A 12,463-nucleotide genomic window follows, 5' to 3' on the forward strand; every position below is an offset into this window, starting at 1 on the left:
CTTTCTATTAGAAATAGAGACCTCGTGGCCTCTATCTTTCATATCTTATAAATTACGCAAGGCGTCTTCCAAGGCTGTTTTTTGTTGTGTTTTTTCATCAATTTCCTTGATGATGCGAGCTGGTACACCAGCTACAACCACATTTTCAGGGACATCTTGAGTAACGATCGCGCCAGCGGCAACGACAGAACCGTTTCCAACTTGAACCCCTTCGATCACAACAGCATTAGCACCGACCAAGACATTATCACCGATCCGAACAGGCTCAGCAGAAGCTGGCTCAATGACACCCGCAAGAACGGCACCCGCACCGATGTGGCTGTTTTTACCAACTGTTGCACGGCCACCAAGAATAGCTCCCATATCGATCATGGTTCCTGCACCGATTTCAGCACCGATGTTGATCACAGCCCCCATCATCACGACAGCATTATCTTCGATGGTCACTTGGTCACGGATGATAGCGCCTGGTTCAATCCGCGCATTTAGGTAACGTTTATCCAGTAATGGGACAGCTGAGTTACGGCCATCTTGTTCGACCACATAATCCTTGTTCTCTGTTAAGTTGGCAAGAAGGGGCTCGATATCTTTCCAGTCACCGAACAACACATTGCCAAGCTTGGTGACAGAAGCTGGAACAGCTATTGCCAATTCCCCTTCAAAGGTTACTTTCACATTTGTTTTCTTTTCTGCATTTCCAATAAAAGCGATAATTTCTTGAGCAGACATTTTTTGTGCTGTCATGAGATTCTCCATTCATTTCAATTAAAGGTATCCATATTATACCACAATCCCAAAGAGATGAACACCTAAGGCGATGTGGATGTCGCCGGATCTTCGAGACCCTTGATTTCACTAATAGTTCGATTACTTCCAAAACGAATAATGACTGATCGCGAATCAGAAAGCTTATAGTAAAAGGTTAAGAAGGACTCTGAACCCAGCATACTCCCAAGAAACACTGCTAGGAATTCCTACTGTATTCACAAGATCTGAATAGCTCGTTCCTATTTTCATATTGGCAAAATCTTCTCTGTTTAAGCTACCATTTTTATTGGCTAATCGCTCACTGTTTAAGTTTTTAAAATCAAGAGAAGATAAACGATCAACACCAATTTTTGAAAGTAAAACGGTTACGGAAGAAGGGGACCCTTCAGACTGATACTCCAATTGTGTCATAAAAGGACTGACACCACCTTCTTGGTAGGTTTCTTCTCCACTGCTAGCCTTCCCCAGTACAGCTACCACATCCTGTGGAGACAGAGAAGTTGAAGAGTAACGTTCTTGATCTCCCTCACTTAAACCAGGAATCAGGGAAATGGCCTTCTCATAGGTCACTTGAAACTGAAATTCCCTCTCCGGAGCAATCAAGCTACTCGTACCACCTCTCAAGGTTTCCTTTCTAGTTCCATAAGACAAGCTAGTGCTTCCGTATTCACTAGTAGTAGAAGAAGGATGTTCCTCGCTATGAATACCTCCTGAAGCCAGATAGGCAAATAATCCCAGCATGGCCAATAAACCAAAAAAGGCTGCCAGCGAAGACCCTTCACTCTTAGAGGAAGGGGAGTAGGTTTTCGTCCTCTCCGATTGGGAGTCTAGTACCGTTTGTCTTGGTTCTGAATGCCTGCCTCCCCCTATTGAAGCAAGGTCAGCTTCTGAAATCAAGCGGCTCCCACCCTGGTGAGAGGAAGCTGCCTTGATGTCTGTCCGTTGATCGTCCAATGATATCTCCTTTCTTATACCAACACTAATTTCTTGGCTTTTTTCTTGAATTCCATCACCACTTCTGGCTGCCCTGGTAGCTGGTAAGTCGCGCGATAGCCCATTCCGCCATCTGGCATTTCCCCCCAGACCAAGCGTTGAGGATTTCCTAGTTGCTGAATAAGCTGGGCGAATTCTGTACCTTTTTTCTCTTTTTCAGTAGTGATTTCTTTCTCACTGCTTGTCTTCTCTTTTGCGTCCAACAAATTCGTCGCATCCACTGTCGTCAAGCGATACCCCTGGTCTTTTTCCTGTTCAAACCACAAGGCTACACTTTTCTTTCCCTGATCGGTTTGCTTAGCCGCATAGGTCAAGACGAGAACCGTTTTATCCCCTTGAGCTGTCTTTGTATACTTAACTTTTTGGGCTTTCCCCCATTCCGTCACAACTGTTTCCAAGCGGGTTCCTGGTTGCTGAGTCTGCTTGAGACGAACTTTCAAATTCGCCACAGCTTCGATGGTCCATTTAAACTGCTTGATTTCTTGTTCCTTGCTGACCAAATTCTGATAATCCTTTGGCTGGAAATGGGCAAGTGTTTGGTCCTCCTTGGTATCGGTTCCTTGCTCTTGCACCTGGATGCTTGCAATCGCAAGTAACACTCCTAAAACAAAACACAAAAACGGCAGCAAGAGTTCTTTTCGATTCTTTTTCATCCACTCGATCATCTGCTTCACCCCTTCTTCGTCAAACGATACTGACCAGTCTGGTCACGTTCAAAGGTTAAAGAGACCAGTCCATCTGTCACCTGATAAGACAGGGCTAGGACTTGCTTGTCCTTTTCAGAGGTCAAACTAAGAGAATTGGGAAGACCTGATTTTTTCAAGACATCTTCTACTGCTGTCCCCTTTTCCTTTTTTCCATCTAGTGTCTGATAGCCTGTAAAATCTACCAGTTTTACGTTCTTTTTGCTCTGATAGTGAGACGACTTTGGTGCAAATCCTTGAATCGAGCTCAAATAAAAATCATCATCCTGCTTTTGAAATTCTATGGTATAAGGATAGAGCCCCTTCACAGAAGCCCCATAGCCTAACTGGACTTGTGCTCCAAAACTCGTATCTTCTTGTGTAAAGCTCGCTGCTTTTCCAAATTTTTTGACGAATGCAGACAAAGTCACCCAACTTTTTTGTACCTTTCCTTCTCCCCTTGCAAGCTCTAATGACAACAAGTCTTCTAGAGCCGGCTCTTTTGAAGAAGGAGCGACAAATTGTTGGCTTGCTTCTTGCATTCGAGATAGGCTCAGCAAACGGTCTTTTGGTAAGGTTTTAACCGGATGAATCATAAACACCAAGCAAGCCCCAACGACAAAAGCTAGCAAAGCCCCTGCAGCTTTTTGGAGGATCCGCTTATGACGTTCTATCCACTGTTTCATTTCTTCCATCCTTCATGCTCTTTCTATTCAAACTCTTTCTATTGTATAGAAAATTAGCGTATTTGTCTCGTCTTATCCCAAAAAAGAGGCGCTTGCCTCTTTCTTGTCTTATCCTTTTAATAGCTGTCTTTACTACTCAAGAGGAAATCTCCATTTTCTTGGCGAATAAAGGTCAAATCTACATAGTCCCCGTTTTTCTTTTGGAAGTCCATGACCAACTCTATCTCGTCTGAATCATCAGATGAACTCACCGTAAGATTGACCGCATCACCGTATTTTTCTAAAAGCTCTTTGTAAGAGGTTCCTCCAGCACCGGTCTCACTATTTCCAACTTTGAATCCATCTGCAAAGTTGTCCTCAACCGTAAGATTTTTCCCAAATTGATTAAATTCAAATTTGACAAGCTGGAATTCTTTCCCGTTCTTAGAGTAAGTCGCTTTGACCTCTTTATTATAAGAGTTATCATCCCAGAATAATTTCAATTCTCCACTTTCAAATTGAACGGAGCTAGCTTTCCCATAAGCTTCAATCATTTCCTCAGGAGTCTCCCCAGCATCCTTTCTAGTCAAAAACTGAAGTTGTTCGATATCAGATTGTTCCCAGCTAAAATCAGCTTCCGCATCTTCAGAAGTCAATTGCTCCAAATCGATATTGGAAGAAGAACCAGACTGGTTACCTGACCAAGAAGTCTGCTTTCTAGATGATGACGTGCTAGGGCTAGCATGACCAATCAAATAGCCACTGACTCCACCGATAAGAATCCCAACTAAAATCCCAAGGGCAAAACGAATCGCCTTCTTGTCTGCAGTATCCATCGGTCTTCCAACAGGAGAAAGAGGAGCTTGTGGAATAGGTGTCTCAGGAACAGGCACTGTTTGCGGACCAATTGGTTCAGCTGCCATGTTTTGAGGAGCTTGAGGCGCAGGCTGAAATGGAGGAGTCGATTGGGGAGCAGCAACTACATCCCGATGTTCTCCAACAGTTGCTTCATCCACCTTTGGAGGCTCCACTGTTTCTGAAATAACTGGCTCGTCTGCTTCTTCTTTCATTGCTTTCGTCTCCGTCACTGAAAGGCCACTAGCTTCTGGAACGACCAAGTCTTCGGCTTCTTCTTTTGGGACAAAGGCTGGCGCAGCCACATCAAATTGAGGCGCACCCTCTACGGGAGTATGTTTCATAAATTGTTCTTGATCTTTCTCGGACATTTCGAATTCTCCTTTTTATTCTTCTCTTCTACTATAACATAAAACCAAGCAAGGACCAACTCCTGTCTTGATAGACTAAAAAAGATCGGAGAGATATCCGACCTTTTAGAAACTTATCTTAAAATTTCTTGCGAAGGGAGACAATAGCAATCAGTTAACCATATGATTGAGAAACATAACTAGATCGTGTTTTTATAATTGATTCCAGGGGACAAAAATATGAGTTTGTTTAGCAAGTAAAAAAACGACCTCTTGCGAGATCGTTTTGTTGTCTATTATAGACGAGCGTTGAGTTCTGCTCCAAGTTCTTCAAATCCTGGTTTACCAAGAAGAGCAAACATATTTTTCTTGTAGGCTTCAACACCTGGTTGGTCAAATGGGTTGATCGCGTTCAAGTAACCTGAAAGGGCGATGGCCAATTCGAAGAAGTAGATGGCATAACCAAGAGTGAAGGCATCTTGCTCAGGAAGAGTCACGTACATGTTTGGCACGTCACCGTCAGTATGGGCAAGGAGAACTCCGTCAGTTGCTTTTTTGTTTACGAAGTCAACGTCTTTTCCTTGAAGGTAACCAAGTCCGTCAAGGTCTTCTTCCAAGGTAGGGATGATCACGTTCTTACGTGGTTTATCCACACGGACAACTGTTTCAAACATGATACGAGTTCCTTCTTGGATAAATTGCCCCAATGAGTACAAGTCTGTTGAGAAGTTTGCTGAAGTTGGGTAAATACCTTTTTGGTCTTTTCCTTCTGTTCAGGCACTCCTTGTGGATCCATCTGCTGGGAATTCCCTTGCACTGGCTGGCTAGTTTGATTGACTTGCCAATCAACCACTGCGTCATCTATTTTTTCTAATTTAGACCCAGAAGCCTGGACTTTTTGTCCAAGCTCTGAATCAATTTTTTAGACTTTTATTTTTCTAAATTGCTTGATTTTAAATTTTGTTATGGTCAAGCAGTTTCGAAAATCTGAATGGTAGAGTCCTTTTCAATTACTACTGCTTGGTCTGCTGCAACATGGAGAGTGCCCGGCAGGCTGCCCTCTTTTGAACCATCAAAAGAAATCGTGATATGGCCCAGTCCAGTTAAATTTTTTTCTACTACATTTCCTACGGCAGTAATCGAATATTCCTGACTATCTACCACCAGCTTTCCACCTTCTAGTATTGCACCTAGAAGATTTTTGTTATCGATTTTAAAACAATACTCTGCTAAGTCTTCCGGAGCTTCTTCTCCAAACAAAATGAGCATATTGGCATCTTGAATCATATTCTGAGCTTCAGGCCCCACTTGAATTACTTTAGCTTCAAAAATTTTCTTCATCTAATTCCTATTCATCCTTTCTCAAATCTGTCATAAACTTATGCTTATAGATAAGTTTAACATAATAGTTGCTATGTTTACGTGCATCTATCAAAAGTTTACTGATAAAGGCCAATACTAGCTATCCAAGCTACTAGCACCCGCGGAACACCATTGAGAAAGCGTGAATAAAGCACAGAAGGGACACCAACCTCAACTGTTTCAGCCTTGGCTTCAGATAGACCGAGTGCTACAGGAATGAAATCACAACCGTTTTGAGTGTTGATAGCAAATATAGCTGGCAGAGCCATTTGGGGCGGAATAGTCCCTTTGCCGATTTCAACTCCAATTAAGGTTCCAATAATCTGACTGATAACAGCTCCGGGGCCTAACAAAGGAGATAGGAATGGCAAGGAACAGATAAAGCCAATCAAAATGAGTCCCCAGATGTTCCCAGCTAGGGGAACCATTAATTTTGCCAGCCAATTTCCAACACCTGAACCTTGAATAACCCCAATCAGCAAGGAAACAAAGGCCATGAAAGGAATGATCGTGTTGAGCATTGTTTGGATGGCTTCACGAGCAGCCTGGTTGAAAGTCGCAACGACCTTCCCAGCGCCCATCCCAATTCTTGCTACAATACTTGTTTCAGCTTTTTGCTCTGTAATTTTTTTACTAGTATCGTAAGTTGGCTTTTCTGTTACCACAGTTGTCGCTTTTTCGTCTTCATTAGCAGCAGAAATTTGATTAAGGCCAACTGCTGACACATAGATTTCCTCGGTTATATATTGAGCTAGAGGCCCACTTTTCCCTGTAGCGACAATATTTATTGTAGGGATCCCCTTTTTAGGATAAATACCACAGCGAAGAGTACCGCCACAATCCACGATTGCTAAAGCAATTTCCTCATCTGGGATAGAAGTTTTAAACCCATTAACAGCTTCCATACCGGTCAAATCAGCAATTTTATCTACAATATCTGGCTTTTCTCCTCCGCCAGTGATATAGATGAATTTATGCTTAGCTTCACTAGGTGTAATGACCAAAGGTCCTCCGAAACCGCCATTTCCTTTAACAACTTTTATACTCTTATATGACATAATTTCACTCTTTCTATCAATCAAATGTTTTACTCAAGGTAACACCTTGCTGTTTTGCTACATAAGCAGTTGTAAAATCGGTCACCCAACCGCCTACAAAGTTCATGACAAGCCCAACAAGCATGTAACGAATGGCTAAGTCCATTTGACTTAAACCTAAAGTTTGAATTCCTGTTGCAATTCCCATCCATACAAACAATTCCCCAGGATTGATATGCGGAAATACACCATTTGAAGTGTGGCAGAACTGCATCTGAGCTGCTACAAAACTAGGTTTATAATATTCTGGTAAGAAACGTCCCATACTGATTGCCATCGGATTCCCCAGCATAAAGGCTGAAATGAAAGGTAAAATCATATACCGGCTAACAGGATTTTTGGCAGAAATCTTAGCCAGGGAATTGACCTTCTCTTCTCCCAAGAAAGCGATAAGGGTATTCATTGCAATCAATAGCATTAAGACAAGCGGTACAATATTTGTCATCCAGCTAATAAAGGTTTCTCCACCTAATTGGAAGAGTTTCATAAAACTCTCTGCAAAATTTGTAATGTGATTCATAAGGAACTCCCTTTCTTATTTTTTTTAAATAACTGTTTAATAGATAATTGTAAGTAATTCGCATAAAAGCCGAATCCCAGAAAAGAATCAGATGAACTTGTCTCTTTCTCAATACCTGCCTCATGCCAAAGATAGACTTTTCTAGCATCTTCTATGGCTGATTGCATCAACTTATTTTCTTTTCTCACAAGAGGATTATACTTGTCAAAATAATGGATGTCTTCTCCAACATAATCGTCCATATTTTGAAAACGTGCTAAGATTGTGACTCCTTGCATTTTGCTAGCTTTAAGAACCCGACCGTTTTCATCAACCGCGAACATGACAATCGTACCGGATTTGATTCTTCCGGACTTCCTGCCAATCGCTACGCGCCCCAGTCTTCGGAGCATCGTATAGGTCTTATTGAAGTCTTTGAGTTGCTGCCAGCCGAGGAACATTTGAAATATATAAGCTGCCATGACAAATACAGCGAAAATTATTAGCGAATTCATTAAAATACTCCTTTGCTCTTAGAAAATGATAGAAACTCTGTCTCTGTTTCTACAGCCCTCAAAGCTTCTTTTAGAGAAGGCTCTCCTGCAATTCGAAAAATGTCGTCATACAATTCCAGCAATTCACTCTCCATTTTGCTTTCAATTTCTGAGGGAATGGCGACTAGAAAGATAAATTCAATCCAATCATCTCCTTTTTGATAAGGCTCTTCTAGCTTTCCAAACATTAAAATAGTCTTTGCATAACCCTGGTTAATTGTATGGGGGAAGGCAATTCCTCCACCAAAAATGGTTGATTGTTTTTTCTCCCTATCAATTATCCGATTTCTAAAACCTTCATCAATCATCTGAAGTTTCTCTAACTCTGCAACCATATTTAGCAAGTATTGCTGATAGGTTTTTTGGGGACTCAACCGAAGAAAACGTAAGCTGACTGTTTCTAGATTTTTTTGATGAAAAGCATTGGCCCTCTGCCATTCTTCCCGCAGCCATTGATCATCAAAAAGATGATTAACTTGAATGACTGGAGATTTAGAATCTTTATATTTTAGAGGAACTGTCGTAAAAATCGCGAAATAGTCCTGATTCAAATCCAGATTAAAATCCTCTTCAGAATACTGAGTAATGTCTACATCATTTCCAAGGATTCGTCTGAGTTGCTGAATAATCATCGCAGCAGTTCCTCTTCCTGTTGTGCAAACTACTGCTATCTGCTTGCGAGAACCATTTACAACAGAGTTTTGCTTTCTTAAAATCATTTCAAAATACAAAGCCAGATATCCGATTTCAGATAATTCCAATTCAGAACCAAAAATTGCAGACAGTTCTTCTCCAGCAATTTTCGCCATTTCAAAAGCAAAAGGATATTGAGTTTGAACCTCGCCATGGAATATATCATTAGCTTGCACATGGAAAATCAGTCGATTGATTAAGGGGCCTAGATGAGACTTGATTTCTTCAAATAATTCTTCATCATCAAAGTTAACCAACATTGTTTCTTTGACTTTCTTGACAATCCCTTGAAAAATGTTTGCAAGCTGTTCAGATTGATAAGACGGCTTGCTTAAAGTGTCAATAAAACGGATATTAAACGGAAAACACAAAAAGTCTATTTCAAACTGACTGAGGGAAATCTTATAAGTCATCTCAATATGATAGATTAATTTTTCAACCAAAGGTGTCTCTGTTAAATCATTCCTATAGTAAGGAATAGGGCAACTCAACACCCTAGATGCATAAATACGCTCCACCATAATTGAAATTGTCTTTCGAAGGAGTTCCTTTGTTTCTTTCGGGATTTTATACTCCTGGAGTAGCGTCTCCAGAAAAGAAGATGTTGCCTCGGTGAGTGTCTTTCCTTCAAAGTAAGGGGCCACTTGGTGAATATAGAGCAAGCGCAAATTCAGCTCGGACCCCAAGACCTCCAGCCCACGGTTGGGCTTTCCTGAAATAGTGATAGAGTAACTCTCTGCCAAAGATTTTACTTGTTTTAAATCCTTATTAAGGGTACTTCTACTAACACCTGCCTCCTCAGCCAAGTCGTCAATAAGAAGAGGGGAGGTTGACTTAATTAAACGTTTTAGTAAATAGGCAATTCTTTTACTGGAAGAATTGAAGTCACTCTCCCGTTTTAAACTACCAGATAAAATCCTTTCCAACTCAGTATAGTCATACACCTCTAACATTAACTTATCATCTTGTGAGATAATCTGGATACTCGGAGCCAAAACATCATTTAATTGTTGGATACTCTTTTGCAAGGTTTGCATACTAATATCCAGCTCTGAGCGCATATCTACCAAGGAATAAGTTGGCTGTGAGACCATTTTTTCTAAAATGTTATACCATCGATTTACTATGGTCAACTCTCTTCCTCACCTTCATTTTTTTAACCGCGAGTTTTCCCCCCGGCAATATTTGTAGTGACTCCAGTTATATAGCTAGAACGGTCTGAAATATAGAATGCTACAAGGTCAGCTACTTCCCGTAGTTTACCACTTCGTCCCAAAGGAGTTGTTGAAGTTGAAGCATAACCAGCTCGAATATCTTCTACCGTCTTTCCACGGGTATAAGCAAGAGCTTCCTCATAAGAAAGAGTTCGAAGTCCCGTAGCTTCCATAATTCCTGGAGCAATTCCAACCACACGTACACCATGCTTACCCAGCTCTTTTGCCCATGAACGAGTGTAACTATAGACTGCTGCTTTTGTGGCAGCATAGGCACTTTGTCCTTCAGAACCTTCCAAGCCTGCTTCTGAAGCCATGTTCACAATTACACCTTTTCCATTTTTCACTAAAATACGTCCCACTGCCTGACTAACCAGATACAAACCTTTTTGATTAATCATCGTTACTTTTTCGAACGTCTCATCGTCCAATTCGTAAGGACCTTTAGGATTTTCTGCATCGATTAATAATCTAGGGATATTAATCCCTGCATTATTGACCACTGCATCAATATTGCCAAATCTTTCAACTATTTTGGCAACACCCTCTTCTACTTCAGAGCGAGAAGTTACATCAACTTTTACAAATAATAGATTTGGATGACGCAAATCGTTGTCGCTAAGATCGAAATTCGCTACATTGACTCCTAATTCCAGCAATTCTTCAACGATTGCCTTACCGATCCCAGATGACGCGCCAGTCACAAGAACTGTTTTGCCTTTTATGTTTAACCAATCATTCATTTTGATACCTCTCAAATTTTATTTACAAGGCAATTATACAGCGCTTTCATAAAAGAATTAAGACACTCTTTTTTATACTGTTCAAAAAAATAATAAACTAATTATGAGGCTTGTACTAAAAAATCCACAAGAAATGAACTTGTGGATCTCTTTTTATACTCTAAATGAACTCAAGGCATATAAGAATCAAAGGCGTGCATTCAGCTCAGCACCCAGCTCTTCAAAGCCTGGTTTTCCAAGAAGGGCAAACATGTTTTTCTTATAAGCCTCAACTCCAGGCTGGTCAAATGGATTGATACCATTCAGGTAGCCAGAAAGAGCAATAGCCAACTCAAAGAAGTAAATAGTGTAGCCCAAAGTGAACTCATCTTGCTCAGGCAGTGTCACAAACATATTTGGAACTCCACCATCAGTGTGTGCTAACAGCACTCCATCTGTAGCTTTTTTATTGACAAAGTCAACATCTTTTCCTTGCAAGTAGCCAAGACCGTCCAAGTCTTCTGCCAATTCAGGAATCAGCACATTTTTGCGAGGTTTATCTACACGTACAACTGTTTCAAAGAGGATACGGGTACCTTCCTGGATAAATTGTCCCAGAGAGTGCAAGTCTGTTGAGAAGTTGGCTGAAGTTGGGTAAATCCCTTTTTGGTCTTTCCCTTCTGACTCACCAGCCAGTTGCTTCCACCACTCAGAGAAGTATTGTAGAGATGGTTCATAGTTAGCTAGAACTTCTGTCAGATAACCTTTACGGTACAAGATATTGCGTACAACTGCATATTGATATGCTTCATTTTCAGCCAACTTATCAGAAGCATAAGCCTTGCGAGCAGCATTTGCTCCTTCCATTAACTTGCTGATATCAGCCCCTGCAGCTGCGATTGGCAAGAGTCCCACTGCTGTCAATACTGTAAAACGACCACCTACACTATCAGGCACTACAAAAGTATCCCAGCCATTAGCATCTGCTTCAACCTTAACTGCACCTTTAGCGCGGTCTGTAGTTGCATAAATCCGTTTATTTGCTTCTTCCTGACCATACTTCTTAACCAAGAGTTCTTTGAAGACACGGAAAGCAATAGCAGGCTCTGTAGTCGTTCCTGACTTAGAAATAACGTTGACAGAGAAATCTTTGTCTGATACATAGTCTACCAAATCAGCCAAATAGCTTGAAGAAATAGAATTTCCAGCATAGAGGATTTGAGGTGCCTTGCGTTCTTCCTTGCTTTGTAGATTTACAAAAGAATTATTCAAGAAATCAATAGCTGCACGAGCTCCTAAATAGGAACCACCAATACCGATTACGATCAATACCTCACTATCAGATTGGATTTTAGCAGCAGCCTTTTGAATACGAGCAAATTCATCTTTGTCATATTCTTCAGGCAAGTTCAACCAGCCAGTCATTTCTGCCCCAGGACCTGTACCATTTCGCAGAGCAGAATCTGCAGCAGTCACTTGAGGCTGCATATAATCTAGTTCATGTGGTGCTACAAATTTATCTAACACCTTTGAGTAGTCAAATTTAATATGTGACATGTTTATCCTCCAATTGTTCTTTTCTTTTATGATAACGCTTTAAGAAAAAATAAGCAAGTGCTTTCGCTATTTTAAAACGTTTACATTTGTATTCTATACTATTTTTCTAAATAAGCTAACCTTAGGACATAACCGAGAGCACTCGTTTGCGTAAGTCAACAAATTTTAGGCCTATTTAGGCCTATTGAGAAGAACAATTTTGATTGACAAGAAAACAAATATGCTTCTTAAGATTGGATGTCAGCTGAATTCATTTCAGGTCCGTTCAAACTAGATTCGCTGCTCCAATATTCATCTGCACCTTTTAGGCTTGACTCATCAAGAGCAATAGAAAAGAGCACACAGCTCACTTCGCTTAGGGCTGCTGGATTCCTCCCCTGACCCGCTTCACGCAGAACTGTTGCTCCGATAGGTATTATATCATAAATTGTGGATTTTGCAAAGGTCTGGT

At 41.0% G+C, this 12,463-nt stretch carries 12 protein-coding genes, 1 other RNA gene and 1 pseudogene; all 14 read right to left on the minus strand.

Annotated features, from left to right (window positions below):
- Window positions 1–45: 45 nt before the first annotated feature.
- The gene (gene dapD, locus SM122_RS06710; protein ID WP_049483070.1) at window positions 46–744 is read right to left on the minus strand and encodes a 2,3,4,5-tetrahydropyridine-2,6-dicarboxylate N-acetyltransferase; all 699 of its coding nucleotides are present in this window, start codon (window positions 742–744) and stop codon (window positions 46–48) included.
- Between the two features lie 165 nt (window positions 745–909).
- Window positions 910–1,722, minus strand: coding sequence for a hypothetical protein (locus SM122_RS06715; protein WP_229042355.1), 813 nt, complete (start codon window positions 1,720–1,722; stop codon window positions 910–912).
- A gap of 14 nt (window positions 1,723–1,736) precedes the next feature.
- A complete protein-coding gene (locus tag SM122_RS06720; protein ID WP_049486375.1) occupies window positions 1,737–2,426 on the minus strand; it encodes a hypothetical protein in 690 nt (229 codons plus the stop codon).
- Between the two features lie 5 nt (window positions 2,427–2,431).
- A complete protein-coding gene (locus SM122_RS06725; RefSeq protein ID WP_049483074.1) occupies window positions 2,432–3,139 on the minus strand; it encodes a hypothetical protein in 708 nt (235 codons plus the stop codon).
- Window positions 3,140–3,246: 107 nt separating this feature from the next.
- Window positions 3,247–4,335 (minus strand): hypothetical protein, encoded by a 1,089-nt coding sequence (locus tag SM122_RS06730; RefSeq protein ID WP_195327021.1) that lies wholly within the window; start codon window positions 4,333–4,335, stop codon window positions 3,247–3,249.
- Between the two features lie 275 nt (window positions 4,336–4,610).
- Window positions 4,611–5,087, minus strand: a pseudogene (gene pgi / locus SM122_RS06735) (glucose-6-phosphate isomerase); the annotation flags it as partial.
- A gap of 196 nt (window positions 5,088–5,283) precedes the next feature.
- Window positions 5,284–5,655, minus strand: coding sequence for a PTS glucitol/sorbitol transporter subunit IIA (locus SM122_RS06740; protein WP_008808177.1), 372 nt, complete (start codon window positions 5,653–5,655; stop codon window positions 5,284–5,286).
- 98 nt (window positions 5,656–5,753) lie between these two features.
- Window positions 5,754–6,734 (minus strand): PTS glucitol/sorbitol transporter subunit IIB, encoded by a 981-nt coding sequence (gene srlE, locus SM122_RS06745; RefSeq protein ID WP_038804194.1) that lies wholly within the window; start codon window positions 6,732–6,734, stop codon window positions 5,754–5,756.
- Window positions 6,735–6,750: 16 nt separating this feature from the next.
- Window positions 6,751–7,293 (minus strand): PTS glucitol/sorbitol transporter subunit IIC, encoded by a 543-nt coding sequence (srlA, locus tag SM122_RS06750; protein WP_023024625.1) that lies wholly within the window; start codon window positions 7,291–7,293, stop codon window positions 6,751–6,753.
- Window positions 7,290–7,787 (minus strand): transcriptional regulator GutM, encoded by a 498-nt coding sequence (locus SM122_RS06755; RefSeq protein ID WP_001086645.1) that lies wholly within the window; start codon window positions 7,785–7,787, stop codon window positions 7,290–7,292. Before SM122_RS06755 ends, srlA begins: the two co-directional genes overlap by 4 nt.
- Window positions 7,787–9,613 (minus strand): BglG family transcription antiterminator, encoded by a 1,827-nt coding sequence (locus tag SM122_RS06760; RefSeq protein ID WP_080981318.1) that lies wholly within the window; start codon window positions 9,611–9,613, stop codon window positions 7,787–7,789. The genes SM122_RS06755 and SM122_RS06760 overlap by 1 nt, the downstream gene beginning before the upstream one ends.
- A gap of 62 nt (window positions 9,614–9,675) precedes the next feature.
- Complete coding sequence (locus SM122_RS06765; RefSeq protein WP_001000837.1) at window positions 9,676–10,476, minus strand: SDR family oxidoreductase; 801 nt, start codon at window positions 10,474–10,476, stop codon at window positions 9,676–9,678.
- Window positions 10,477–10,662: 186 nt separating this feature from the next.
- Entirely contained in the window at window positions 10,663–12,012 is a 1,350-nt protein-coding gene (locus SM122_RS06770; RefSeq protein ID WP_008808173.1) for a glucose-6-phosphate isomerase, read from the minus strand.
- A gap of 319 nt (window positions 12,013–12,331) precedes the next feature.
- Window positions 12,332–12,427: signal recognition particle sRNA small type (gene ffs, locus SM122_RS06775), an RNA gene on the minus strand.
- Between the last annotated feature and the right edge of the window lie 36 nt (window positions 12,428–12,463).

It is taken from the genome of Streptococcus gingivalis, assembly GCF_035544715.1.
Lineage (GTDB): Bacteria > Bacillota > Bacilli > Lactobacillales > Streptococcaceae > Streptococcus > Streptococcus gingivalis.